The following is a 25,915-nucleotide window of genomic DNA, read 5'->3' as shown; positions in this document are numbered from 1 at the left end:
CCTATTTTGCATTAGGCCCCATTAGCAATTCCAATTTACCTCCTTTTACAATGTCTTTAAAACTAATAAAAAGATCGGTAAGTATTTTGCCGTTCAGTTTAGCTTGCTGGATATAAATATTCTTTGCAGAACTGTTGAGCGCAATTATTTTAAATTCCGTTCCAGAAAAGTAAGACTTATTCAACCTAATAGTAGCGCTGGTAAAAAGTGGACTGGTCAAATCAATTCTCAAATCTGGAGATGTGCCCCCATTCATTTCAAACAAACCGAGCGCGCTCATTACAAACCAGGCGCCCATTTGTCCTTCGTCCTCATCGCCATTCCAGCCAATATATGGAGATGCATCATAAAATGTATCCAATAATTTACGGGTATAATATTGGGTTAAAGACGGTTTGCCTGCATAATTGAAAAGGTAAGCGGCTTGCATATTCACCTCATTTCCATGGTTAATATAATACGGTGCAGACTGACCCATAGTGCGATCGAGCGCGTGTGCTGCAAACTGGTGCTGTTCAGATTGCTTAAAGCCTGTTTCTAAACGTTTAAGAAATTTGTCTTTACCAATAAATGCTACCAGACCAGGGATATTATGAGGTACATAATAAGAATATTGCCAGGAATTACCCTCAACAAAATGATTTACAGAGAACAAGTCGAAGTTGTCAATAAAAGAATCATCTGTTTTCTTTGGTACAACATAACCGCTTTTAGGATCGAAAGCATTTTTCCAGTTTTCAGAACGCTTTAAAAAGAAGTTATAGTCAGCATTATCATGCACCAAGCCAGCCATCTGAGCCACACACCAATCATCAAATGCATAGTCCAGGGTCTTGGATGCTGCGCCTTTTTCTACGGGTACGAAACCCTTATCAGCATACACACTAACTTGAGGATTTCCGGGATATCCGCCACCAGCTTGCATAGGTTCCACCTCAACATTCTTTTTCATAGCTTTTAGCGCGAGTGCAGCATCCTGCTTTACGATACCTTTCAAATAAGCACTGGTCATCAACGCCATTTCGTGAGATCCTTCCATAATTCCAGAATATTCGATGCCAGCAGGTCCTTTAGATAGCCATCCAGTTTTCTCATACATTTCCAGCTGGGTATCCACAAGTTGCTCAACGGTTTCAGGAGCTGTAATTGTCCATAATAAATTTAAATTCCAATACGTATTCCAATAGGCATCTCCGCCAATCATAGCTTTTCGATTGCCGCTTAGCTGTTGAATGGTTTCGTTAGCATCTACATATTTTCCATTGGCATCACTCATTGTCATTTTGCCAGTAAAACAACGGTAAAAGTTAGTGTAAAACTTTACCTTTTCTATTTCAGAATCACCCTTAATGGTTATGGTATTCAATATACTATTCCAAACCTGGCGATTGTGTTTTACCAAGGCGTCAAAATCCCAGTCGAAGTCCTTAAGTTCTGTTTGTAAGTTCAATTTTGCCTGCTCGATCCCCACAAAGGAAATTCCAGTTCTAATTAATAGTGTTTCTTTTTTGGAAGTAGGGTAGGTAACGTAGGCTCCAAGCGATTTGGATCCGGTTATAGGCTGGTCAGTGGCTATTTCAGTTTCTAATCGGTAGCCACGAAAATCTCTAAATGGTTTGTTAAACTGCATTACAAAATACAGCGTGTATTCATTAAAACCTGCGGAATAAGATTTAGCATAACCTTGTATTTCTGTATTGCTGACCTTTGTAATCTTGGCATCCTTAATTTCATAACCATATTCAGCAGGTATGTCTAATTGGATCATGATACGGTTTGAGCTATCTGCTGGAAATGTATATCTTTGTACCCCAGTTCTTTCCGTGGTTGTCAGTTCAGCTTTTATTTTTGAGTCGAGCAATACAACAGAGTAATAACCAGGTGATGCATGTTGATCCTGCTGTCTGTATCTGGAATGATAACCGGCACCAGCACCTTTAAATGGGTCATCGGGTTTCCTGGCTTCAGCGCAAGGTCACCATTTGTAGGCATGGTAAGCAATCCAGCCATTGTCCAGCCGTGAAGGTGGCTAAAGCCATGTATACTTCCAACAGAATATTCATAACCGCCCTGCCAAACATTTCCCTGATTATCAGGACTTAATTTAACCATACCATTTGGCATAGTCGCTCCTGGAAACAACATCCATCTAGAGTTTGATGTCCCTATAAATGGGTCAACGTAATCAATTGGCTGCTTTTTCTGACCAAAAACGGCAACTTGTACCAGCATTAAGAAAAACAATATTTTCATCGTCCTCATATGTATGTACATAGTTAGCGATTTAATGTATACAAATCAAATTCGAAGCATTTAATTTGCCATTTAACATGCAACTTTATTATACAATTGGATCATTAAATGATATATTTAAATCCTATCAAAGGTCTTTACTACTAATTTACATCTGCTTTATGATTCATGTAACCTGTGCTATAATTGTAAATACGGAAGGAGAGGTGCTCGTCGCTCAGCGTAGTGCCGAAATGAGCATGCCACTTAAGATAGAATTTCCAGGAGGTAAGATAGAACCTGGAGAAAATCCTCAACAAAGTTTAAAAAGAGAAATTCTGGAAGAATTGAATATTGAAATTCGGATCCAATCTGAAATGCCAGCTCATATTCATTCTTATCCCAACTTGGATATTAATCTGATCCCATTTGTTTGCGAAATTATTGACGACACAATTCAATTGAAAGAGCATGCTGCTTACCAATGGTTAAAACCAAAAGACTTGTTAGATCTGGATTGGGCTGAGGCTGATATTCCAGTTTGTAAAAATTATTTGTCGGCGATAGGAGTATTGTAAACCCTTTAGCTTTTAGGTTTATGCCGCAAACCAATATTCCTGACGATTAAAAACACAACAAAGACGCCCAAAAGGATAAGAATAATCTCTGCTAAACCAACGTTATGACCAACTATTGCAAATGCTGTATTCTTCATGTTGTGTAAGGTAGTCAATTATTAATATATACAGACAGATACTAAGTTTAGGTTTTCTTGTTGTTCTAAACTTGTTTATCTAAATTGGGCAAACCAAACTAAAAATATGACACAAGAAAACCTCGACCAGATGACATCTGAAGAATTAAAGAAGTATGAAAAAGTACTGTCAACTTCAGTAACGGTTATAGGAGTAAGCGTGATTTTAATGGTAGCTGCTGGCATTTTTATTACGCTAAAGAGAGGATTTAATGTATTCACCATTTCACCTGTTGTTTTCCTGGCCCTATTGATTGTCAATTATACTAATCTCAAAAAAGTAAAAGCGGCATTGAAACAGCGAGGCTAATTCAATTTTATGAAACACCAGATCAGGTTTACCTATACGTTGCTAAACGCGCTAATGCTATGGTTTGCACTTATTCTTCAATTCTATATTTCTACAGGATTGTACCTAGACGAGGGTAGGTCTTTTGCAGGATCCTTAACCCAAATTATTAGTTACTTTACGATACAGACTAACCTGGTATTGGCGATATCATTAACCTCCATTTCTCTTGCACCAAATACTATATGGGGAAGGTTTTTTAATAAGCCATCGGTTCAGACAGCCTTGGCCGTTTATATAATTGTTGTAGGGTTGATCTATGCTGTATTGCTAAAGGGCATATTTAAATTGGAGGGCTGGTTTATCGTTGCCGACTTTATCTTACATACAGTAAGTCCATTAACCTATTTGTTCTACTGGGTTATTTTTGTACCTAAAACAAAGATCAAATGGAGTAGTCTCTTGCCTTGGGCAATATTCCCGTTACTTTATTTATTTTATTGTTTAATTAGAGGTGCAATTTCAGGCTACTATCCATATCCATTTATAGATGTTAGCAAATTTGGATACGGACAGGTTATGATCAATTCTGTTGGGGTAACAGTTTTATTTTTAGTCTTAAGCTCAATTTTAATTGGAATTAGTAGGATGATTGACAAAAATTAGCGTAAAAAAAACCGCAAACAATTGCTTGTCTGCGGTTTAGTTTTCATAGGTAGTATACTTATTTTGGCATTAATACCGTATCCACAACGTGGATAACACCATTTTTCTGCATTACATCTGCAATGGTCACGGTACTCATTCCGCCTTTTTCATCTTTAAGGACAAGTTTTTTACCTTCCATCCAAGCCCAGAGCTTTCCGCCTTCTACAGTGGTTAGTTCAGCTTTTCCGCCACCAGCTTTAATTGCTTTTGCAATGCTCTTAGAGTCCATTTTACCAGCAACAACATGGTAGGTTAAAATTTTGGTCAGCATAGCCTTGTTTTCAGGTTTAACCAAAGTACCAACAGTTCCTGCCGGAAGCTTATCAAACGCAGCGTTAGTAGGAGCAAACACGGTAAACGGACCAGCGCCTTTTAGTGTTTCTACTAAGCCAGCTGCTTTTACTGCAGCAACAAGTGTAGTGTGATCTTTAGAATTAACGGCATTGTCAACAATATCTTTGGTTGCATACATAGCAGCACCGCCAACCATTGGATTTTTTTGAGCCTGCACTTGAGTTGAACATGCCATAGCTACTACGGCAACAACTGATAGAATAATTTTTTTCATTTTAGTTTTTCTTAGGTATGTCAGCATTTACGCAAAGCGATGCTTCTTTGGTTTTTGTAAACCTAAAATAACCTTCAATGGTCTGATAGAAAGCTGTTTTCTTTCTTATTCTGCAATTGGTATGGTAAACCAGAAGGTACTTCCTATCCCAAGTTGGCTATCAACGCCAATTTGTCCTTTATGTTTTTTGATAATTTCTGAGCTTATATACAAGCCCAAACCAAGGCCATTGTATGTGGTTTCGCTATTGTCTACCCGGTAATATCTGTCAAACAAACTGGCTAGCTTCTTTTGGTCAACACCTGGTCCTTTATCCGTTACTGATATCTTTAAATCTTCTCCTGTAACGGCTATCGTGATCAAAATTTCAGTAGATAGCGGTGCGTATTTAATAGCATTATTTACAAAATTCACAATAATTTGCTCAATCCTTACAGCATCCGCAAATACTTCGAAGTTTCCATTGCCTTGAGTAACAATCAAATAAATAGCTTCAGTACGCACCTGTTCGCAACATTGCGCAATTAAAATTCCGATGTTCACGGGCTTTCTATGGATTTGAAGATGTCCCTCGTTTGCCAGACTTGCATTTAGCAGGTCCTCAATTAATGCATTTACTTTACCCAAATTTCTATTGGCCTGGTTAATCAATACAGACAACATTTCTGATGCAGGTTTATGTTTTATCCTGTCCAACAATTGCAATGATGCTTTTAAGCTTGTTATTGGGGTTTTAAGCTCGTGACTAGCTATGCTGATGAAATCATCCTTATGTTGTTGCAGTTGTTTAAGGTCTTCAATATCAGTTGCCGTGCCCACCCACAGCTTCACCTCCTCATCATCTAAAACGGGCATAATGCGAATCAGGTGCCATCTGTAAATCCCATCCGCACGCTTAGCACGAATCTGAAATTCGCCACCATTGCGAGTGTTTAGAATGCCCCTGAAATGAGTAGCATACGTTCTTCGGTCGTCAATGTGTATTACTGCGCTATAGTTTCTCAAACCATATTTGTCTTCAATAAGACCAGTGTAATCATACCATCGCTGGTTGTAAAACATGACCTTACCCTTCACTGTATTTGTCCAGGCAATTTGAGGAATGGTTTCCATTGTGGTTCTAAACATACTTTCACTTTCCGCCAACGCTTTTGTCCTGCGGTTTACCCGCTGCTCTAACTCCTTATTAAATAAAGAAAGTTCCAGATTTACTACTCTAACCTTTTCTTTTTCTGCAAGAAGTTTCTCATTTGCTTTTTGAAGTTGTTCCTGTTTGCCTTTCAATTCAGCAGCAATTGCTAATCGTTCTTTCATATACTCAACATCCTTTAAAGCTCTGGTAATCTTGTTCGTAAGCGTAAAGAGCTTTTGTTTTGAAACGTAATCAGTAACCCCATCCTTTATTAATTCTACCGCATTTTCTTCCCCAATAGTTCCAGAAACTATTATGAATGGAACATGTGAGTAGGATCCCTGCTTAATGCGAAATGCCGTTGCTGCATCAAATGATGGCATGGAGTAGTCGGACAAGATTAGATTTGGCGAAAAATCGATTAATGATTTCTGGTATTCTTCAAGGGTTTGAATAACTTTTGAAGTATATGTTAAACCAGACTTTTTTAACTCGCGATTGAGTAAATCAGCATCGGTTTCATTATCCTCAAGAATAAGGATCCTTAGATTGGGTATCATAGGCTGGAGGTAATGAAAATTAATTGCCAGACTGACTTAATACCATCCAGTATAAGCCAATTTCTTTTATGGCATTGAAAAAATTATCACTGTCAACCGGTTTTACGATATAGCTATTTGCGCCCAGGGCGTAACACTGCTCAATATCCGGCCCCTCATTAGAAGAAGTTAGCATCACTATTGGGATAGATCGCATTTCGGGATTTGCTTTTAGCTTCTCCAATACCTGGAGTCCTGAAACTTTTGGCATTTTCAGATCAAGCAAAATTAATTTGGGATGAACATTAATATCTCTTTCGCTATATACCCCCTGGCAGTACATAAAGTCTAAAGCATCCGCGCCGTCAGTCGCATGATGCAATTTATTGGTAAAGCCACTCTTCTTAAGTGCTCTAATCGTTAACATCGCATCATCAAAGCTATCTTCAACGAAAAGTATTTCTATGTTGTCGTATATCATTTTATAATTTACTTGTGCTAGGTAAGCTAAAATAAAAGCAAGTCCCTTCGGTTAATATAGATTCAGCCCATACCTTTCCATGATGGCGACTTACTATTTTTTGAACAATTGCCAAACCGATTCCGGTGCCTTCAAATTCGGCTTGTGAGTGCAGACGCTGAAAAACTCCAAAGAGCTTATCATAGTATGCCATGTCAAATCCGGCACCTTGGTCTTTCACAAAATAGACGGTTTGATTCCCTTTGTTAAACGAATCGATTTCTATGGTTGTATGCTGTTTGTATTTTGAATATTTGACGGCATTAGCTATCAAATTAATCCATACCTGTTTTATTAATGCCTGATCTCCTTTTGCTGGAAGTAGTGTTGCGATTTTAAACTCAGGTACATTTTCACCCTCACCAAACAAGAGTTCTTCCCGCACAGAACTGACTAGCTTCATCATGTCAATTTCTGAAAAACTTACTTGTTTTCTACCGAGCTTTGAAAAAGCGAGAAGGTCATCAATAAGCTGACCCATTTTCTTTGAATTGTTAATGATCGACTTAAGAATCTTTATCCCGTCAAGATCAAACAATTCGCCGTAATCTTCAATGATAATTTTAGTATAACCGTCAATTGCCCGGATAGGGGCCCGCAAATCATGCGAAACGGAGTAGGAAAAAGACTCCAGTTCTTTATTTACTGACTCCAATTGGGCTGTTCGTTCAATTACTTTTTGCTCCAGTTCATCATTAAGTTTACGAACATTGTCTTCTGCCTTTTTTAATTCCTTATTTGCCGTTATCAATTCCTTGGCGCGTTTTTCTTTCTCTTTGTTTTGATAAACAAGCTCTTTGTTTGCTACTATCAGTTCTGCGGCCCGCAGTTCTTTTTCTTTGTTCTGGAAAGCGAGTTCCTCATTTGCGATAACCAGTTCCTGGGCACGCTTCTCCTTTTCTTCATTTTGAAAAGCCAACTCTTTGTTGGCAATGATCAGCTCACTTGCACGGTTTTCCTTTTCTTTATTTTGAAAGATCAGTTCTTTATTGGCTACAATGAGCTCTGCCGCACGAAGTTCTCTTTCTTTATTCTGAAAATCAATTGCTTTGTTTGCAATGATCAGTTCACTAGAATCATCGTTGTCCATCGGGATATGCTGCTTTACGCTTAGATAAAATTTGAAGTCTTGGGAAATCAGGTGGTCTTCTGAAATGACTTCCGTAGGATAGTTTATAAAGCTAACGAAATTTCGGCATAGTTTCCGATTTATCATTTGTTTGATGATCACTTATTACTCTTTGATTTTCAGTATATTATACATATATTTAATATACCAAAATATAAACAGGAGGATTTGCTATGACAGTAATTCAGAAAATTGAGCGCTGGGGGGATTTACATACCGCAAAAGCGCTGGACATTATTCGTATCGGCTTGGGTATCTTAATTTTTTGTAAGGGAATTGCCATTGTTAGCAATACGCAGGGTCTTCAGGATCTATTGTTGCAAAACAATGTTTTCGGTTTCTCAGGCATGATGGCCAGTATTGCCATCCACATCGTTGGTTTTGTGCATCTGGTTGGCGGCATTTTAATTGCGATCGGGTTACTCACTCGTTTTGCAGCAGTAATGCAAATTCCAATTCTTTTAGTAGCGGTATTCTTTGTTAACATTTCCCGTGGTTTCAGCATGCTCAATTCAGAGCTCTGGCTGTCTTTAGTTGTGCTGCTGTTGCTGATCATGTTCTGGGTAACTGGCTCCGGGCCTTATTCGGCAGATCACGAAATGAAGAGAAAACATAACCATTAGGATTCCTCCTTTATCGGGTCTTGCGCAAAAGCGCGAATTAGCATCTCGTAAAGTTCGGGGTGGTGGTTCTTGAACTGTTCAGGCTTTTCGAAAAAATATTCGGATGTTACAGCAAAGAATTCAGCTTCGTTGGTAATGGCATAGGGATTAATATCCGAGTGTCCTCTCTCAATCTTATTGATTTCCTGGTGCATCATTTTAATCCATGGCTCGGTATATTCATGCTTGAGAAAGCCTTCAGGTATACCATCCATCGCGCCGTCTGCGCCATCAATTAAATGAACAAACTCATGAATCCCGGTATTTTTCTTGCCTGAGTTTTTGGAGAATCCTTTTTGCAACGCGCTACGAGACAAAATCATCTGCCCATTCATATATCCGCTGCCCACCATTCCTTCGATATTGCGTCCAGAACCTTCAAATTGAAAATCATGGTCAAAAGTATCTGGGTATAGAAGCACATTGGTAATGTTGCGGTAAGTCCAGCCTTCAAAACCAAAAATTGGAATGACCGCACTGGCTGCTACCATGATCCGATCAGTATCATTAAGGTCAAAACCTACTCCTTCAATGCCAACGGAAGATAGAAATTTATCAACTTTCTGCTTGAAAAGTTGTTGGCTTGGTTGACTAAGGCGGTTATAGTAATCTATATGCTCGGCTAATAACTCCTCAATTTGGACAGGTTGAAATTGTAAAACAGGTTTTTTCGTCCGGAATACGAAGTAGATACCAGCAATTAAAACAATCAGGATGGCAATGATAATCATGGTAAATAATTTTTGCAGTCAATTTAAATAAAAGCATCTTGATATTTCTCTAAAACTGGTATGTGAATTGAATATACCTCCCTGAAATAAACACCAGGGTAAAATTACACCCCTTAAACTATAGCCATGCTTAAAGAATATCCTTTCTACATGAAAGTTCCGGTAATATTATTGGGATTGGTAGCCTCTGTATTTATACTCTATGTCCTAAAAGACATACTGGTTCCGCTGGCATTCGCCTGCTTAATTGCTACGCTGCTAAATCCTTTATCCAGTAAACTGGAGCGTAAGATGCCAAAGGTTGTAGCTATTATTATATCCATGCTAATTGCAATCGCCATTCTTACCGGCGTATTTTATTTCTTATCTACTCAGGTGGTCCATTTCTTTGACGATCTGGACGCGATCAAAACAAAGTTTGGCCAATTGATCCACGATATACAGATTTGGCTTCAAAAGTCATTTGGTCTTTCTGCTACCAAACAAAAGCAAATGGTTAACGAGGCCGCCAATAGCAGCAAGGGAATGATCGGTCAAACGTTAAGCGGTATACTTGGTATCCTCAGCATTGTTTTCCTGATCCCGGTGTATGTTTTTTTAATGATGCTATATAAAACATTGATTCTCAATTTTCTCTATGAGGTATTTTCAGAAGAGAATCAAAGCAAAGTCGCAGAGATATTAACGGAAACTAAAGCCGCAATTCAAAGTTACATTGTTGGTCTATTAATAGAAACATCAATAATAGCGGTAATGAACTCCGCCGCTTTATTGGCGCTGGGCGTGCAAAATGCCATACTAATTGGAGTTATTGGCGCCATTTTAAATCTGTTACCTTACATTGGTGGCATCATAGCTATTGCGTTACCGGTATTAATGGCCACCGTTACTACAGATGGCTTTACAACTCAACTCCTTGTCATTTTGGCTTATGCGGTCATCCAATTTGTCGATAATAATATTCTGGTTCCAAGAATTGTATCCTCCAAAGTACAGATTAATGCGTTAATCTCAATTGTTATCGTTTTACTTGGGGCTGCATTATGGGGTGTGCCAGGTATGTTCCTTTCCATACCTTTTATCGCTGTGCTTAAAATTATATTCGATAGGATAGATGGATTAAAGCCCTGGGGTAAACTGCTTGGTGATAATGTTCCAACAGAACACATGGGACAGTTGAAAAGATTTACGAGAAGGAAAGTCAAGCCTGCCAAATAATACTTCAGGGCGTTAAAGTTTGTCGATTGTAATTTGGCGTTTGTCGTAATTGAAGCCAAGCTGGTATAAAACCCAAAGTAGCTTTGCAACGTTTACCCAATTGCGGCCGTCATACTATCATGAACCAGAATAATTACGCCCGTATTTTTACCTTGGGAGGTATGTTAGCAGTTTTCAATCTTTTATCATTGAAACTGAATGCACAAACAAGCGATCTTAATGGAAAACTGACAGGAAGAGTGCTAGATGAAGCTAAAAAGTCATTTCCTTACGCCACTGTTAGTTTATTAAACGCTAAAGATTCCACTGTGGTAAGAGGCACAATGAGTGCTGATGACGGTGTATTTACATTTTCAAACATCAACACTGGGAATTACCTGCTTGCTTTCTACGTAGTGGGGTATAAAAAAGTGTACAGAGGTCCTTATCAATACGGGACACCAAATAAAATTCATCAGGCAGGAGATGTCCAGCTATTGCCTGATGCACAGTTGTTAAAGGGTGTAGAAATCGTTAAGCAAAAGCCATTAGTGGAGCGCCAGGTTGATAAAACGGTAATCAATGTGGAAAACAGCGCGCTAGCTACTGGTAACAGTGCGTTGGAAATTCTTCAAAAATCTCCCGGAGTAACGGTAGATAAAGATGGTAACATCAGTCTACGTGGCAAACAAGGTGTAAACGTAATGCTAGATGGAAAACCTACCTATCTATCATCAGAGCAGTTGGCCAATTTACTGCGCTCAACAGAGGGCAGTGCCATTCAAAGTATAGAGCTCATCACCAACCCATCTGCTAAATACGATGCTTCCGGCAATTCGGGAATTATAAATATCAAACTTAAAAAGAACAGAAACTACGGCACAAACGGATCTTTAACTGCAGGTGCTGGATACGGAAGATACTATAAAGGAAACGGAGGAATAACCTTAAATCACCGAGAAAAGAAGTTTAATGTTTACGGCAATGCCGATTTGGGAAAGAGCAAAAGATTTGGCAGCACAGATATTGTCAGGGTAAATAACACTGCTGCCAACAAAACTTACTTTGATCAAACCAATGGAAGTATAAGAACCAGAACCAATGCCAATTACAAGGCCGGTATAGATTATTTTATTAACGATAGGAACACCATTGGGTTCGCCTTTAATGGAACGAACAGTAATGGGAACAGCACTGCCGACGTGCTTACCCTGATTGGTGATACTCCTGGTAAAACGGATTCCTCAGTAGTGGCAAATAACCCCAGCAATTACCGTTACAACAGTATGGTCTACAACTTAAACTACAAAGGAACAATTGATACGTTGGGTCAGGAGATTTCTGCCGACATCGATTTTTCACAGTATTCAGGAAGAGATAATAATGATTTCAACAACAGGTATTACAACGCTGCTGGTCAGCAATTAAAGCCCGATTATTATTTCAGAAATGCTACGCCTAATAAGACAACAATTCAAGCTGCAAAGGCAGACTATACTTATCCAATCAATAAAGAAACAAAGTTGGAGTTTGGATTGAAGGCCAGCATTGTGGGGACAGACAACAACTTCATGTTTGAAAATTTTGAAAGCAACGTCTGGAACAACGACCCGAGGCGAAGCAACCATTTTCTTTATGATGAAAACATAAATGCTGCTTATGCCAACCTGGCCAAGAAATATAAGAACACTTCTATACAGCTTGGCATTCGTGCTGAACAAACCAACTCAAAAGGGAATTCCATTACGGAGCAAAAAGTAGTAAACAGGCATTATTTAGACCTATTTCCCAGTGTATTTATTAAGCAGGATCTGTCCAAAGATCACGATATGGGTATCTCTTACAGCAGGAGAATCGACAGGCCTGATTACGGTTCCTTAAATCCATTCATAAACTATGTGGATCTGTATACCTACCGTTTTGGAAACCCATTTTTAAAGCCGCAGTACACTAATTCGTTTGAGCTTTCTTATGGATTTAAGAAAACGCTAAACATAACCATGGGTTACAGTCACACCACTGATGTGATATCAGATGTTTTGCTTACGGATACGGTTAAGAAAACAATTTTCATTTCTAATCAAAATTTGGCAACCCAGGATTCCTACAACATTAACATCAGCTATCCCATAAAGATAACCAAGTGGTGGGGTACCAGTAACAACCTAACTACCTATTATAACAAATTCAAAACACCGGATCTTTTAGGTGCTGCCTACGAAAGTGGCAGAGTTGCATTAAATTTCAATACCAATCAAACTATTTCGATTAATTCAACGCTGAATATAGAAATAGGTGGATATTACCAGTCCAGGCAAATCTATGGAACCATCATAATTGATCCTCAGTATGGCATAGATCTCGGCGTTAAGAAATCATTTATGAACAAGAAGCTGGATGTTAAATTCGCAGCTAATGACGCGTTTAAATTGCAAAAGAGCAGGATAACCAGTGCATTGGCTTCACAGCAATATGTAGTAAACGAACGTTGGGAGAGCCAGGTATTTCGCTTAACCTGCTCTTACCGTTTCGGAAGTAACGACATTAAAGCTGCAAGAGAGCGCTCAAGCAGTTCAGAAGCTGAAGGTCGCCGGGTAAAGTCTCAGTAACGGGAACTAAATTATGCAAGAAAAGCCGCTTCAAGGCGGCTTTTCAATAGGTAGATGAAATGTGTTACTAGTTCAAAATTTTTGCTGCATCACGTAACGCTTTTATCGCATCATGAGCTGCTTTAATATCTTCAGATTGGCTGCTTACAGTCTCCATTGCTTCTCCGCTTAGCTCACCTTTTTCCAAAGCTAATTTATAAGCTGCTTTTATTGCATCTTCTCCACGCTCAGCTTCATTTAAAATGCCTTCGCGATCGCTACCACCAAATAAAGCTTTCACATCAATCCAAGCTCTATGTAGTGTACCGGCAATGCTGTTTCCTGTTTCTGTTTCTTCACCTGCACCTGCAACGATTGCAGTCAACTCTTGTGCAAATTTGCGACTCTGCGCGCTATACTGTTGAAAAATCGCTTTTAAGTCAACATTTTCATCATTAATGTCAGCTATTGCCTTCTCAAATCCTGCAACGCGGTCATTGTTAATTTCTATTAGGTCGTTTAATACTGTTGTGTTTTTCATAATGGTAAGTTTTGCTAGTACAACACCACTCCTTAAAAGTTGTTTTTAAATATTTAGATTTGTTCGCTTAAACCCAAAAAATGCCTTATAGCCTCAACCTGTTTGATTTTTCTAAAAAAGTTTATTATAAGACCGAAATTCTGGCAGGTTTAACCGTCGCGATGACTATGATGCCGGAGTCATTGTCATTTGCTATTCTAGCTGGTTTTCCGCCGCTTACGGGGTTATACGCAGCTTTTATTATGGGACTGGTTACGTCTGTATTTGGAGGCAGGCCTGGGTTAATCTCCGGAGGAGCAGGCGCCGTAGTGATTGTGCTTATCGCCTTAATGAAAAGCCATGGCTTAGAATATGTTTTTGCTGCAGTGGCGATGGCGGGAATTATTCAAATTGCGATTGGCCTCTTCAAACTTGGTAAATTTATCAGGCTGGTTCCACAGCCTGTAATGTACGGCTTCGTGAACGGTCTTGCCGTTGTGATATTTATGGCTCAATTGGAGCAATTTAAAACAATTACCGCCGGCAAAGAAACATGGTTAACTGGAACACCATTAATGATTATGGGGGGACTAGTCGCGCTCACCATATCCATCGTCCTGTTCTTTCCAAAAATCAGTAAAGCTGTTCCGCCTTCACTGGTTGCCATTGTGGTTGTCTATATGTTAGTGCTGGGCTTCGGCATTCATACCAAAACAGTGGCAGATATTGCTTCGGTGAGCGGGGGTTTTCCTCCCTTTCACATACCCAATATTCCCTTCAGTTTTGAGGCATTTAAAGTTATTTTTCCTTACGGATTGATTATGGCTTGCGTTGGTCTTACAGAAGGCTTGCTAACCTTAAACCTGGTTGATGAAATCACCTCAAGCCGTGGAAATGGGAATCGGGAATGCGTGGCGCAGGGTGCTGCAAACATTTTAAACGGATTTTTCTTTGGTATGGGGGGATGTCCGATGATTGCGCAAACATTTGTCAACCTATCCGCAGGAGCAAGAGCGAGGCTTTCCGGAATTGTCGCATCGCTAACCATTTTGGTGATCATATTATTTGGCGCACCAATAATTGGTCGCGTACCAATGGCAGCTTTAACAGGAGTAATGATTATGGTAGCCATAGGCACTTTTGAGTGGGCCAGTTTCAGGATCATTAATAAAATGCCGAGGCAAGATATTTTTGTCGGCATCACTGTTGCAGTCATTACCATCTTACTTCACAACCTGGCCCTTGCTGTATTAATTGGCGTCATTATTTCTGCACTCGTGTTTGCATGGGAAAGTGCAAAAAGAATTAGAGCCAAAAAATATATAGATGAAACAGGTGCTAAAAGGTATGAAATATTCGGTCCGCTATTTTTTGGATCAGTTACCGCCTTCCATGAGAAATTTGAGGTTGACGCAGATCCCAATAGGGTAATCATCGATTTTAAGGAGAGCAGGGTAGCAGACATGTCCGGACTGGATGCATTGCACAAATTAACCCAGCGTTACCAAAAAGAGGGTAAAATGGTATTTCTAATTAACCTGTCGAAAGACTCCCGCAGGTTGCTAAAAGATGCTGCTGAGGTCATTGAAGTGAATATTTTAGATTAAATATAACTCAGCCACCAATGGTTATGTGTTTTTTTGTATTTCCCGTACCAGCGGCAAGGCAGGTAAAGTAAAACAATAACTGCAATCCATGTTAAATATACTCCCCAAAGCGGAAATCCGAAAGTAGGAGGCATTCCATCAAATTCTTTCGCATCACTCGTTTTAAATCCTTGTGCAAAAAATGTGACAATAGTAGTTGGCATTAAAATATACCAATGGCACAGGTAGTAAAAGAATGGAACACTTCCATAAACTTTTAAGACTTTGGAAAATTGACTTGTAACATTTTCGACCTGTGAGAGAAAAATTAGAGCTACTCCAAGTGTTATACTTGAATACAGTAATGAAGGAGGATATTTGGAAACATTTAGGAAGGAAATCAATGACAATGTTGAAGTCTTTTGCGTAGCCCAGGGTGCTGGATCCCCATAAATGTTGAAAGCCCTTAACAAACCGAATAGTGTAAGAAGAAATAGGCCAGAAATTAGCAATATGCTCCTTCGTTGTGTTGTAGGATAAGATTTCTGATAAAACGAACCAAACCAGAATCCAATGAACATCACGGAGGCCCAGGGCAGCAGTGCGTATAACACAAAGAGCTCTCGGTCGGCCGATATCGGAAATAATGAATTCGCGGTATTTGCCGATACCAAAAATTTCCAGGCCATAGTATCTGCAATAGGCGCGATGTTCACTATATCAGGTATGTTGTGGGTAAAAAATATCACTAAACCTATAATGCCAATAATGTTTGGCTTAAGCCAAATTAAAAGTGCCAGCAAAATCATAGAACCGCCAATAGCCCATATCACTTGTAAAATGATGAAATGATAACCGGGGTCAATCGTGATGGCAAGTGTTATCAAAACAACTTCAACCACCATAAGCCAAATTCCCCGCTTCAATAAAAAAATACTCATTTCAGCTTTGGTACGCCTGGTGCTGGCCAAATAAGCCGAGATGCCGCTTAAAAAGACAAAAGTGGGTGCACAAAAGTGCGTGATGAATCGTGTAAAGAATAGAATAGGATTGGTTGAAGTTAAGTCGGTAGGGTTTGGATGTCCCAAATGCAAAAAATCCCTGGTGTGATCAATTGCCATGATGAGCATGACTAATCCTCTTAAAATATCAATAGATTCAATCCTGTGTTTCGGAGCTAGGGGTGTAGAGGTCATGGTGTGTTGGTTTGGTAACACACAATATCGACAAAAAAAATGTGTATTAAAAGACTGTAATCAAGCTTCCTACAATCGCCATAACAAGAGCTATGATCACCGCCGGGGCGAAACCTTTTACTTCAAAATCTGAAAATAAAATATCGGCTAACTTTATCATTAGTGACGTCACGGCCAAATGAATCAAAAAGGAAAGCAAGCCCAACGTTACAATATTTAAGGGAAGTCTAATTAGAAAACCAACAGTTGCATTCAGCAAGCCAATAACAAGCGCAACCCAAATCGCAGTAGTATAATTTTTGATGCGAACGGTGGGTAGTAAATAAGTCATACTTAAAAGGATTCCGGCATTAACGAGCAATTGGATAATGAAATTCATGAGAATAGTTTTGATCACTAATATAGCAATTGGATTGAGCAATAAAAGCAGTATTTCTATATAAAACGCTATATTCATTTTAAATTGAAAAGCACAATTCCCCTACATGTTCACAGAAATCAATAAAAATGTAACCCGGTATGTCAGCTTCGGTACTGATGAACTCAATGAATTTAATAAACTGCTAAAGCATAAAGCATATGCTAAAAAAACGTTTCTATTGCGGGCAGGCGAGGTATGCAACTTCGAAGCTTTCATCGTAAAGGGATGTTTGCGTAAATATTATATTGACGATAATGGCAATGAAGTCATTATTCAATTCGGTATAGAAAATGGGTGGATAAGTGATATTGCCAGCTTTGCAGATCAGAAACCAGGTAACCTGTTCATAGAAACGTTGGAAGATTGTGAACTTTTATACCTTAGCCCGCGCAGTAAAGAAGAATTGCTTGTCAAATTGCCCAGGTTTGAGCGTTTTTATCGCATTTTGGTTGAGCGCAATGTGGCTGCCATGCAGAACAGGTTGTTCTTTAGCATCGCAAAAACTGCAGAACAAAAGTACCTGGACTTCCTGGATCACTACCCCAGTATCCCTCAGCGTGTGGCGCAACATTATATTGCATCGTATTTGGGCATGACTCCAGAATTCCTAAGTAAAGTGCGTAAACGGATGATCATCGAAAAAAGGTAAGCTAATTCTTTCTTGTCCTAGTTCAATGCGCAGGGTTTTGTGCAGCCATATCTTTGAGGTATCAAAAACAAAAGATCATGGAAAATAGAATTTTAGGCATTCACCACATCACTGCAATAGCAGGAGACGCCAAACGCAATTTTGACTTTTACACCAGGGTATTGGGATTACGATTCTTAAAGAAAACTGTAAATTTTGATGACCCTCATACTTACCATTTTTACTTTGGCGACGAAACAGGTAGCGCCGGTACCATTTTAACCTTCTTTCCATGGGGAAATGAAATACAACAAGGCAGAAAAGGATCTGGCATGGCTACAGAAATTGGTTACTCCATCCCAAAAGGAAGTATAGACTTTTGGATCAAAAGATTTGAAGACAACAATGTTATATATAACAAACCGGCAGAAAAATTCGGACAGAAATACCTAACCTTTCTTGATCCAGATGGATTGAAGCTGGAGCTTACAGAGGTAGAGAACGATAGTCGCAAACCATGGGAAACTGCAGAAGTAACTGCGGCGACAGGAACAAGAGGTTTCCACCATGTAACCTTGACATTGAAAGATAAAACTGCTACAGCCTTTATATTAACCAGCGTGTTTGGCTATAAATTGACTGCCACAGAAGCTAACAGATTCCGTTATACAACAGATGCTGTAAATGAAGCTTCGATAATTGACATTGTGGAAATTCCAACAGAAAACAGAGGTTTCAATGCTAATGGAACTGTGCATCATGTAGCTTTCAGGGTTAAGAACGATGAGATCTTAATGGAGTTCAGGGAAAAGATCGTGAAGCTTGGGTTGAGCATCACGCCTCAAATCGACCGCAACTATTTCCATTCACTTTATTTCAGAGAACCAGGGGGTGTATTGTTTGAAATTGCAACAGAAAACCCAGGCTTTACGGTAGACGAACCATTAGAAGAATTAGGCCAGCACTTAAAACTTCCAGCACAATATGAAAGTCAGCGTGCAGAAATAGAAGCCAGATTGGTAAAATTAAATTAAGGAGACATCATGAATTATCAACCGTTAAAATACATATACAAAGCTTCGGGAAATCCCGAAGCCAATACTCTTTTACTTTTGCACGGAACCGGAGGTAACGAGCACGACTTGATCTCATTGGGTGAAAGTTTTGGCGATAACCTAAACTTATTAAGTGTTAGGGGCAACGTTTCAGAGCATGGAATGCCAAGATTTTTTAAGCGCTTGGGTATGGGAATATTCGATGAACAGGATATCGCCTTTAGGACTGACGAGTTGCTTGCTTTTTTACAGGATACGGCAATAAAAGAAGGCTTTAACGCTAAAAAGATTGTTGCGCTTGGCTATTCAAACGGTGCCAATATCGCAGGGGCGATGCTGGTAAAACATCCAAATGCCCTTGCTGGTGCGATCTTGTTCAGACCAATGCAGCCATTTAAAGAACTCGGAAGTTTCACGGCAGCTAACAAAGTACCCGTTTTCATGAGCAATGGTAGCTTGGATCCAACCGTTGATCCTTCAAGCACTGAAAATTATGTGAAATCCTTACTAACAGGAGGATTTAATGTAGAAGCAATCAACCTGACCACAGGACATAATTTGGTGCAACAGGACATCGCGCTCGCCTTAGCTTGGTATGGCAAAAATTTTCCTTATATTGGTACATAAAACCAAATATGATGAAGCTCCTCTTTTCCATCCTGTTAACCGCATCTATCAGTTCTGTATATGCTCAAAAAATCAGTCGCGATAGACTAATTGTAGATTTGAATGCCGATAAAGGCGTAGTTGTGGCAGATGGAGATAAAGTAGAGCAGTGGAAAAACCAGGTCAAATCATTTGTGGTGAAGGACTTTTCCAAACGCGACGAGGGAAGAAAAGTACCAGGATCAGGGCGACCAAAATTAACAACAAAGGTTGCAGAACTAAATGGTCACAATACGCTTGTTTTCAATAAGCAGGAACTGGTTAATATGGATGAAGATGCGTTCGATCACCTGACTATGGGTGGCGGTTACACCTGGTTCGCAGTACTAAAGGCTGGAAAACAATCAGGAGAGTTGCCAAATGTAAATTGCTTTTTCGGCAACTTACGTAACAAGCCGAACAACGAAGGTTTCTGGGGCGGATTTAACGATGACAATAGTTTTTGGATGAGCAGTAGAAATGCCATAACATTCGGTCGCTGGGATCAAAATAACCCTTACGTTACCTCAAAAGAGATTGTAAAACAAGATCAATACTATTTAATTATGGGCAGAATGGGGAAAGGAACAGATACTGTAACCCTTTCCCTATACCTTAATGAGGGTGCAAAAGCCATTGCCACCAGTCCATTTCCGGTAAGTAAAAATGTGAATCCTTCACGCATGGCGATAGGACAGGAGCGAGATGCCGTAGAACATCCAGGAAGAGAATCGTTTGTGGGAGAAATGGCCAGGTTCATGTTGTACGACCGTCCGTTGACTGATCAGGAAATGGAGTTAAGTGCAAAACAAATCGTCGAATATTACGGTATAAAGCCATACGTGGCAAGCGCTGTACCGAGCACAGTTTTCGGCATAAAAGTTAACAACGAAAATAAATTACCTTTATACATCATAAAAGACGGCGAAAAAACAATCAAGCTAGTTGGTATGTCGATAGAACCAAAAGAACGTAACTTTCTATCTGTTCTTCCCCAAGGAACAATCACTTCTATTGAAGTTTTGAAAGACGCAGATGCTACAACAATTTATGGAATTGAGGGTAAGAACGGCATTGTTATCATTAACGTACTCCAAAATGAATTGGAAAACGTCCGCAAAATCCTAAAAGTCGAAGGCTTTATTGATTAAGCTTTATTGATTAGGCTTTAGCACTATCATCTAATTTAGCTTTGTCACTTTTGTCATTCAACTAACTTTTGCCATTCGACTAACCTTTGTCATTTAATTAACCTTTGTCATTTAACTAACCTTTGTCATTCAGAGCACAGCGAAGAATCTCTTTTAGTTTCTAACAAATGCCAATTAATCAAATTAATTCACCTTCGCCATTCAACTAACTTTTGTCATTCAACTAACCTTTGTCATTCAGAGCGCAGCGAAGAATCTCTTTAAGTTTCTAACAAATGCCAATTAATCAAATTAATTCACTTTTGTCATTCAACTAACTTTTGTCATTCAACTAACTTTTGTCATCAACTAACTTTTGTCATTCAACTAACCTTTGTCATTCAGAGCGCAGCGAAGAATCTCTTTTAGTTTCTAACAAAGTCAATTGATCAAATTAATTTACTTTTGTAATTCAGAGCGTAGCGAAGAATCTCTTTTTCATTTAACAACAACGAATCATGCGTGACCATCACTACTCAGTTTATATTTTAACAAATGCTAACAAGACTGTTTTATACACTGGTGTAACAAACAACCTGTCCGCAAGGCTGCAAGAACATAAAAATGGCACTCGCGATTCTGCTTTTACTAAGAAATACAGGTGTCATTTTCTCGTTTATTTTGAGAATCATCAATACATAGATCAAGCCATTCAGCGTGAAAAAGAAATAAAAGGTTGGTCGCGTGCGAAAAAAAATGCTTTGGTATCATTGGAAAATAAGGATTGGAAATTCCTTAATGAAGAATACCTGGAGGACTAGATTGTTCGCTGCGCTCTGAATGACAAAACGCGGTGTTTAATTGAACGTTCGCACTATCTTCGAACTTGAAAGAGAAGAGATCGTTATATGAAAGCGTTATTTGGTTAATTATTCTGTCAAGATAATAAAAAATTAGCCAATCATTTGATGATTTACCTAATCATATGATGTTCCCTTAGAAAATTGCGCTCTTCATTACTAAAATGATCGTCATCAATTGCCGGGGCGGAAGTCAATTTAGCGATGTTCAGTTCATCCATGATGTCGACAAAGTTCTTGTAACTCGAGGCCTTTGTAGGTTTAATTATCACTACTAAAGATTTTCTGGGATTATTGCCATTCGCCAGGCTAACTTTGTTCTTGTTCTCCAATATAAATTTTTGTATTCCACTAAACGTAGTAACCGAAGGTTCGCTTTTTCCATCAACACCCATGTACCAGGCAATTTGATTATTGGCACCTAAAAGGATAGTCATCGTCCTTGACGCAGGCAATTCCGTCCATGCATCCTCACTCTCATCTGGTTTGGCAATATCCATTGCGATCGGTTTAGACAGGGATGTGGTCAGCATAAAAAAGGTGATCAGCAAAAATGCTAGGTCAACCATTGCAGTTAAGTCAACTTTAGGAGTCGCTTTTCTGTTTGAGGCAATACTTAATTCGGCCATGATAGTAGAGTTTAGTTTTAACTATGATGAAGATGAATGCCTGATTCCATATTTTGATTTAACAAATTTGAGTATAACTACCTTACGTGCCGACTAAATACCATTATTTCTACAGTCGCAGTTATCTAGACTTTGGTCGGTTACCGTATCCATAACAGTACCCTTGATCAAAACTTGCTGTGCAGATATGCTATTTGACAGAAAAAAGAGCAATAAAAAAGAAATTATAGAATGTTAAAAAAAACAGCATAAGTACTTGATCTGATATAAAAATGTAAATTTTGAACTGATTAAATAACCGAACACAACAATAAATACCACTATGTATCTATGACGGCCGTATCAGTGGCAACTATATTTACCCATAATAGTTTGATTAGATATGATTTTGTAACCACATATCCAATATTCCGCTTAATATGGAATAGCTCACAATCGATTAATTCTACTATCGCCTTAAGTTAAGGCCAAATACCGAAGTATGGCATTGCTTTTCTCTGTATTCTCAAACGAAGTGTAATGATGCCGTTCGGCTAATAAATCAAATATTATCAAGATCTTTTTTAGGAGTAGGGGCGTCACGTCATCAGTATCAAATGGCTGTGCGTACACATATAAAATCTGGCTTAAGGCGTTCAATTTTTCAGCACTGAAATTTTTATTCTGCAAAAAACTATTGAAAGCATCTTCGTCAAGTGCTAGTATATCATCCAAATCACTATCGTATTCTGTTTGAAGGATACTTTCCACTTCCAAATCAAATTCTTCCAATTTACCTGCCTCTTTCAAGCCCATCAATCTGGCCATCATCCTTGCAAACTTCTGTAGTTCAACTAAAATATAATCTCTCTGATACATTTCTTTCTTTAATCAATAATAGCTTTAATGCCAGGGTATTACGCACATAGAAAGGTAACAGCTATAATCTCATTATGAATAAACAACTGTCATAAATTTATAACTTATATTTCAGTTATACAACTTACAAATAAGTTAAAATATTCCTTCTTCAATGTCTTAATTAACATTTAAAGAATTACCCAGAGATGCGACAATCTTCGGATTAACCTTTACCCAAGTTTCAGAGTAACTAACCACACCACCTGGGCCATCAAACGTGCCACTCATGATTAATAATGTGTCTGCAATTTGATACTTGATTTTATAAGTCTTGCCGATCATCGGTTTGTTTACTGCTGCAACTATGGTTTCAGTATAATAATTAGAGTCGAGAACCTTGTAAGTTCCATCAATAGTTTTTTTAGTTCCTTCTGGATAAAGCAGATAGAAGCCAAACTTTCCATTCTCGAACATTTTTACGTTTCGTGGACTAGGATTAGAACCCTTATCACCACCGTAATTAAAATCCTTAAGTTCCCAGGTTCCATCTAAAGGAGTACCATCTTGTTTTATAATAAAGCTGCCAAGCATTAAAACGAGACATGCTGAAAGTAGGATCAATGTAGATTTCATAATTTATATTAGGTGGTTACAATATAAGGATGATTTTCCTAATCCTATAGTCTCTCAATAATATCCGGATTGTACATTCGATAAAAGTCAATCAGTTTAGGTGTGGTTGAAAAATATACCATGAAGACATCGAAATTCTCAGATGCGAGAAAAACGAATCTGTGATGATTAAACTTTTTCATAAAAGGTTTTGCATTTATTGTCATGAATTCTACGCCATAAGTTGCCCCTGATTTAGCTAGTTCCGTTTTACCTAACTCCCTGAAAGGCTGATTCCTGTCTGCTAAAACACCGAAAGGAGCCTTAACGTTATCAATTAAATCGAGCACTCGTCCATAGAAAGGCGCACTAGGTGCAACAAGCAATAATCCAATTGCTGTATTGCTATCCTTGCTCATTATGACCTTCCAAAACGTAGCGACATATCGGCCTCTGGTGTTGAAAAACTTTCCCCCATCTGCTTTGGAAATACCGACTGATGTAAATCCAGCAGGGGGATTAAATTTTAGCTTAACTTCACGTAAAGTGCGAACAAAAGTGGTGTCATACCAATAATCAGGTGGCATTCTTGGTGGCCCTACAAACACTGAGGTGTCCGAAAATAATTTTTGGGCATTAGCAAACGTAGATATTAGAATACATAGTGCGAGAACGAATCTAACTTTCATAATAAATTACTTACTCTTCCTATTAATGATACTGGTAAGCTCTTAAGTAGCCCATAATTACTGGGTGAGTACCGTAATCAAGAATAGGTTCCGAAACTGAAAACTTTACAAAGTCTTTATCTATGCCCTTAAAAAGGTCTTTTGAAGGAACAGTTGGAAGGGGTTTAACAGGCTTGGTAATGTTTTCAATTTGAAAAGTTTGGGATTGACCAAATGTGTGGAGCGCTCCCAGCGCAAGGCAGAGCACAATGAGGTAAGGTTTTATCATACAGATATTTGGTTAGGGCGTTTGCAATCTAATGTAGTGCTTATCCTAGTTAGATGCAAAACCTATGGGATTTCCATAACAGCACCCGTTAATAGATAATTATTGTCTACATTAACGTGGCGAGATATCTTTAAGTCTAAGTCCATCCCTGTATTCGCCATGTTTATCTTGTGCAGTACCATTTCGAGCTACTAGAAATGTAGCAGGATCAGCTCCTCTAACAACTGAACCCTGATAATATACTTGAAACTTGTCTTTTGCGTAATCTTCTCCTATCGGGGTAAAACTCTCGTAATCAGATAAGGGATATTTTTTTTCTTTTATGTAATAGTAATTTTTGTCTTTTGCCCATCCAAATGATCTTGAATTATTGAACATAAAAAAGCTCGCTTTGTCACTTACATGTACTTGCGACTCGAATATGTAGTAATCATTTTTATCCTTTGTATATAAACTGTTTGCTATTAGTTGAAACGTTTGCGGATCAGCACCGTAGATGAGCTTCTCTCCAAAGAAGACATGACTTTTGTCTCTTGCAAAAATATCATCCAATGCTTCAAATGTAGAAGGGTCGGCGGCAAGCAATATTGCTCCACGATGGTAAACGTGGTTTTTATCCAACCCATAGTGTCCACCGAAATCTTTAAATGTTTTATAATCTGCAATTGTCACTATAAACTTCAGTTTGCCGCCTCCGTCGTCAAAGTCGTGATAAAAGACTTTTTTTCCTTCAACGGTATAAGACTTATAATTTTGACAACTACTTATAAAAATCCAAGGTAGGAATAGGAAGATAAATGCTTTCATTTATGGGGAGATTAATTCGATTGTAAGTTACCATTTTGAATCGTAACCGCACCATTAAACTATTGATAAGCCAGCTCCAACTGCTTTTTCATATAAGCCTTAGCCAATGGCGCTTCAACTTTTAAATCTTTCCAGCGACCTTCAATAAAGATGTAACCTTTGTACTTTATTTTCTTTAACGCTTTAAGATAGGGAACAAAATCGTCTCCTTTAAAGCCTGGATAAGTCCTTTCAGCTTTCTCTGCAATTTCACAATACTCAATTACTCCTCCAGCATCTATGATACTTTGCGGAGATTCATTTTCCTTCAACATATGATAGATGTCGGCGTTGAGCCTGAAATTAGGGTGATTGACAGTCTTGACGATATAAGCGGCATCCTTTAAAGTATTGATGAAATTAGTTTCGGTACTGTTCAGGGCCTCCAAAAATATCTTAATGTTGCGTTTATTAGCTAAAACCGCCAATTTCTTTGCCAATAGGATAAAATCATTTGTTGCTTTTTTTACATCATATCCCTCAGGTAATCTTCTGGAAGAACCACTACCCAATACAATTGCAGGAATACCTGCCTTAGCTGCCCTGCTAAAAACCGTATCTGCATAGTTTAGCACTTTCTGCTCATTCACTTGATCGCCAGCAATTTTAAGTTCTCCGGGAAAAAAACTATTACACATGTAAACCTTACATTTCGCGCTCTTTACAGATGCGGCCTTCTGCAGAAATTGCTGATGGCTTAGCCTCGGCGAAAGCAGGTTGCCAACAGATACCCCAATTAACCGAAAACCAGATTGATAAAGAACCGCGTCATTCTCTAATGAAGCAGCAATCCCAAGTTGCGGCATCCGCTGACTAAATGCAGGCGACTGAAATAAAAACAGAATAAGAAATAGGAGCGTAGATAACTTCTTCATCATATATGATTAGGGACATGCTATATTAGCAACTTTATGCCATTATGGTTACACCCAGGCATAAGA

At 38.7% G+C, this 25,915-nt stretch carries 28 protein-coding genes and 1 pseudogene; 12 read left to right on the top strand and 17 right to left on the bottom strand.

Annotated elements, in window-relative coordinates:
• Nucleotide 1: 1 nt before the first annotated feature.
• Both ACXZ1K_RS13800 and ACXZ1K_RS13795 read right to left on the bottom strand, forming a co-directional pair.
• Nucleotides 2-1,870, bottom strand: a pseudogene (locus ACXZ1K_RS13800) (GH92 family glycosyl hydrolase); the annotation flags it as partial.
• Nucleotides 1,843-2,232 (bottom strand): hypothetical protein, encoded by a 390-nt coding sequence (locus ACXZ1K_RS13795; protein WP_458973255.1) that lies wholly within the window; start codon nucleotides 2,230-2,232, stop codon nucleotides 1,843-1,845. The pseudogene ACXZ1K_RS13800 and the gene ACXZ1K_RS13795, both read right to left, overlap by 28 nt.
• A gap of 182 nt (nucleotides 2,233-2,414) precedes the next feature.
• On the opposite strand from ACXZ1K_RS13795, the gene ACXZ1K_RS13790 reads away from it, so the two are divergent.
• The 3 genes from ACXZ1K_RS13790 (at nucleotide 2,415) to ACXZ1K_RS13780 (ending at nucleotide 3,941) form a co-directional block, all read left to right on the top strand.
• Complete coding sequence (locus ACXZ1K_RS13790) at nucleotides 2,415-2,810, top strand: (deoxy)nucleoside triphosphate pyrophosphohydrolase (RefSeq protein ID WP_458970252.1); 396 nt, start codon at nucleotides 2,415-2,417, stop codon at nucleotides 2,808-2,810.
• Between the two features lie 243 nt (nucleotides 2,811-3,053).
• Nucleotides 3,054-3,296, top strand: a complete 243-nt coding sequence (locus ACXZ1K_RS13785; protein WP_458970251.1) for a hypothetical protein — start codon at nucleotides 3,054-3,056, stop codon at nucleotides 3,294-3,296.
• A 9-nt stretch (nucleotides 3,297-3,305) separates the two neighbouring features.
• Nucleotides 3,306-3,941, top strand: coding sequence for a Pr6Pr family membrane protein (locus tag ACXZ1K_RS13780; protein WP_458970250.1), 636 nt, complete (start codon nucleotides 3,306-3,308; stop codon nucleotides 3,939-3,941).
• A 58-nt stretch (nucleotides 3,942-3,999) separates the two neighbouring features.
• Here ACXZ1K_RS13780 and ACXZ1K_RS13775 read toward each other — a convergent pair whose 3' ends face one another.
• From ACXZ1K_RS13775 to ACXZ1K_RS13760, 4 genes are all read right to left on the bottom strand, one after another.
• Complete coding sequence (locus ACXZ1K_RS13775; RefSeq protein ID WP_458970249.1) at nucleotides 4,000-4,551, bottom strand: fasciclin domain-containing protein; 552 nt, start codon at nucleotides 4,549-4,551, stop codon at nucleotides 4,000-4,002.
• A gap of 105 nt (nucleotides 4,552-4,656) precedes the next feature.
• A complete protein-coding gene (locus tag ACXZ1K_RS13770) occupies nucleotides 4,657-6,243 on the bottom strand; it encodes a sensor histidine kinase (RefSeq protein ID WP_458970248.1) in 1,587 nt (528 codons plus the stop codon).
• A gap of 19 nt (nucleotides 6,244-6,262) precedes the next feature.
• Nucleotides 6,263-6,703 carry a response regulator gene (locus ACXZ1K_RS13765; protein ID WP_458970247.1) on the bottom strand — a complete coding sequence of 147 codons (441 nt, stop codon included), beginning with the start codon at nucleotides 6,701-6,703 and terminating at the stop codon, nucleotides 6,263-6,265.
• Nucleotide 6,704: 1 nt separating this feature from the next.
• Nucleotides 6,705-7,958, bottom strand: coding sequence for a sensor histidine kinase (locus ACXZ1K_RS13760; protein ID WP_458970246.1), 1,254 nt, complete (start codon nucleotides 7,956-7,958; stop codon nucleotides 6,705-6,707).
• Between the two features lie 86 nt (nucleotides 7,959-8,044).
• On the opposite strand from ACXZ1K_RS13760, the gene ACXZ1K_RS13755 reads away from it, so the two are divergent.
• A complete protein-coding gene (locus tag ACXZ1K_RS13755) occupies nucleotides 8,045-8,494 on the top strand; it encodes a DoxX family protein (RefSeq protein WP_458970245.1) in 450 nt (149 codons plus the stop codon).
• On the opposite strand, the gene ACXZ1K_RS13750 is transcribed toward ACXZ1K_RS13755, so the two are convergent.
• Nucleotides 8,491-9,264: a M90 family metallopeptidase gene (locus ACXZ1K_RS13750; protein WP_458970244.1), complete on the bottom strand. Its 774-nt coding sequence runs from the start codon at nucleotides 9,262-9,264 to the stop codon at nucleotides 8,491-8,493. The genes ACXZ1K_RS13755 and ACXZ1K_RS13750 overlap by 4 nt on opposite strands.
• 126 nt (nucleotides 9,265-9,390) lie before the next feature.
• Between ACXZ1K_RS13750 and ACXZ1K_RS13745 the strand changes: the two genes are divergently transcribed.
• Together ACXZ1K_RS13745 and ACXZ1K_RS13740 are read left to right on the top strand one after the other, a co-directional pair.
• Nucleotides 9,391-10,482, top strand: coding sequence for an AI-2E family transporter (locus ACXZ1K_RS13745; RefSeq protein ID WP_458970243.1), 1,092 nt, complete (start codon nucleotides 9,391-9,393; stop codon nucleotides 10,480-10,482).
• Between the two features lie 119 nt (nucleotides 10,483-10,601).
• Nucleotides 10,602-13,070 carry an outer membrane beta-barrel protein gene (locus ACXZ1K_RS13740; RefSeq protein ID WP_458970242.1) on the top strand — a complete coding sequence of 823 codons (2,469 nt, stop codon included), beginning with the start codon at nucleotides 10,602-10,604 and terminating at the stop codon, nucleotides 13,068-13,070.
• A gap of 67 nt (nucleotides 13,071-13,137) precedes the next feature.
• Here ACXZ1K_RS13740 and ACXZ1K_RS13735 read toward each other — a convergent pair whose 3' ends face one another.
• The gene (locus tag ACXZ1K_RS13735; protein WP_458970241.1) at nucleotides 13,138-13,590 is read right to left on the bottom strand and encodes a ferritin-like domain-containing protein; all 453 of its coding nucleotides are present in this window, start codon (nucleotides 13,588-13,590) and stop codon (nucleotides 13,138-13,140) included.
• Nucleotides 13,591-13,670: 80 nt separating this feature from the next.
• On the opposite strand from ACXZ1K_RS13735, the gene ACXZ1K_RS13730 reads away from it, so the two are divergent.
• Nucleotides 13,671-15,176: a SulP family inorganic anion transporter gene (locus tag ACXZ1K_RS13730; protein ID WP_458970240.1), complete on the top strand. Its 1,506-nt coding sequence runs from the start codon at nucleotides 13,671-13,673 to the stop codon at nucleotides 15,174-15,176.
• Here the strand turns inward: ACXZ1K_RS13730 and ACXZ1K_RS13725 are convergent.
• Both ACXZ1K_RS13725 and ACXZ1K_RS13720 read right to left on the bottom strand, forming a co-directional pair.
• Nucleotides 15,173-16,351 (bottom strand): DUF1624 domain-containing protein, encoded by a 1,179-nt coding sequence (locus ACXZ1K_RS13725; RefSeq protein ID WP_458970239.1) that lies wholly within the window; start codon nucleotides 16,349-16,351, stop codon nucleotides 15,173-15,175. The two genes, ACXZ1K_RS13730 and ACXZ1K_RS13725, sit on opposite strands and share 4 nt — an antisense overlap.
• Before the next feature lie 46 nt (nucleotides 16,352-16,397).
• A complete protein-coding gene (locus tag ACXZ1K_RS13720; protein WP_458970238.1) occupies nucleotides 16,398-16,730 on the bottom strand; it encodes a phage holin family protein in 333 nt (110 codons plus the stop codon).
• A 106-nt stretch (nucleotides 16,731-16,836) separates the two neighbouring features.
• On the opposite strand from ACXZ1K_RS13720, the gene ACXZ1K_RS13715 reads away from it, so the two are divergent.
• From ACXZ1K_RS13715 to ACXZ1K_RS13695, 5 genes are all read left to right on the top strand, one after another.
• Nucleotides 16,837-17,421 carry a Crp/Fnr family transcriptional regulator gene (locus ACXZ1K_RS13715; protein WP_458970237.1) on the top strand — a complete coding sequence of 195 codons (585 nt, stop codon included), beginning with the start codon at nucleotides 16,837-16,839 and terminating at the stop codon, nucleotides 17,419-17,421.
• 77 nt (nucleotides 17,422-17,498) lie between these two features.
• A complete protein-coding gene (locus ACXZ1K_RS13710) occupies nucleotides 17,499-18,434 on the top strand; it encodes a ring-cleaving dioxygenase (protein WP_458970236.1) in 936 nt (311 codons plus the stop codon).
• Nucleotides 18,435-18,443: 9 nt separating this feature from the next.
• Nucleotides 18,444-19,082 carry an alpha/beta hydrolase gene (locus ACXZ1K_RS13705; RefSeq protein ID WP_458970235.1) on the top strand — a complete coding sequence of 213 codons (639 nt, stop codon included), beginning with the start codon at nucleotides 18,444-18,446 and terminating at the stop codon, nucleotides 19,080-19,082.
• Between the two features lie 8 nt (nucleotides 19,083-19,090).
• Nucleotides 19,091-20,251 (top strand): LamG-like jellyroll fold domain-containing protein, encoded by a 1,161-nt coding sequence (locus ACXZ1K_RS13700; protein ID WP_458970234.1) that lies wholly within the window; start codon nucleotides 19,091-19,093, stop codon nucleotides 20,249-20,251.
• Nucleotides 20,252-20,748: 497 nt separating this feature from the next.
• On the top strand, nucleotides 20,749-21,051 hold the full coding sequence (locus ACXZ1K_RS13695; RefSeq protein ID WP_458970233.1) for a GIY-YIG nuclease family protein: 303 nt from the start codon (nucleotides 20,749-20,751) through the stop codon (nucleotides 21,049-21,051).
• A 152-nt stretch (nucleotides 21,052-21,203) separates the two neighbouring features.
• On the opposite strand, the gene ACXZ1K_RS13690 is transcribed toward ACXZ1K_RS13695, so the two are convergent.
• The 7 genes from ACXZ1K_RS13690 to ACXZ1K_RS13660 all read right to left on the bottom strand — a co-directional run bounded on the left by ACXZ1K_RS13690 (nucleotide 21,204) and on the right by ACXZ1K_RS13660 (nucleotide 25,852).
• Entirely contained in the window at nucleotides 21,204-21,719 is a 516-nt protein-coding gene (locus tag ACXZ1K_RS13690) for an ExbD/TolR family protein (protein ID WP_458970232.1), read from the bottom strand.
• Nucleotides 21,720-22,175: 456 nt separating this feature from the next.
• A complete protein-coding gene (locus ACXZ1K_RS13685) occupies nucleotides 22,176-22,577 on the bottom strand; it encodes a hypothetical protein (RefSeq protein WP_458970231.1) in 402 nt (133 codons plus the stop codon).
• A gap of 159 nt (nucleotides 22,578-22,736) precedes the next feature.
• The gene (locus tag ACXZ1K_RS13680; protein WP_458970230.1) at nucleotides 22,737-23,192 is read right to left on the bottom strand and encodes a hypothetical protein; all 456 of its coding nucleotides are present in this window, start codon (nucleotides 23,190-23,192) and stop codon (nucleotides 22,737-22,739) included.
• A 44-nt stretch (nucleotides 23,193-23,236) separates the two neighbouring features.
• Nucleotides 23,237-23,758 (bottom strand): hypothetical protein, encoded by a 522-nt coding sequence (locus tag ACXZ1K_RS13675; RefSeq protein WP_458970229.1) that lies wholly within the window; start codon nucleotides 23,756-23,758, stop codon nucleotides 23,237-23,239.
• Between the two features lie 124 nt (nucleotides 23,759-23,882).
• Nucleotides 23,883-24,128 (bottom strand): hypothetical protein, encoded by a 246-nt coding sequence (locus tag ACXZ1K_RS13670; protein WP_458970228.1) that lies wholly within the window; start codon nucleotides 24,126-24,128, stop codon nucleotides 23,883-23,885.
• A gap of 111 nt (nucleotides 24,129-24,239) precedes the next feature.
• Nucleotides 24,240-24,935, bottom strand: coding sequence for a DKNYY domain-containing protein (locus tag ACXZ1K_RS13665; protein ID WP_458970227.1), 696 nt, complete (start codon nucleotides 24,933-24,935; stop codon nucleotides 24,240-24,242).
• A 59-nt stretch (nucleotides 24,936-24,994) separates the two neighbouring features.
• Complete coding sequence (locus ACXZ1K_RS13660; protein WP_458970226.1) at nucleotides 24,995-25,852, bottom strand: sugar phosphate isomerase/epimerase family protein; 858 nt, start codon at nucleotides 25,850-25,852, stop codon at nucleotides 24,995-24,997.
• Nucleotides 25,853-25,915 lie beyond the last annotated feature (63 nt).

This window comes from Pedobacter jaeyakensis, from assembly GCF_054461315.1.
The sequence above is the reverse complement of the archived record's forward strand: the minus strand, read 5'-3'. Positions and strand labels throughout refer to the sequence as shown.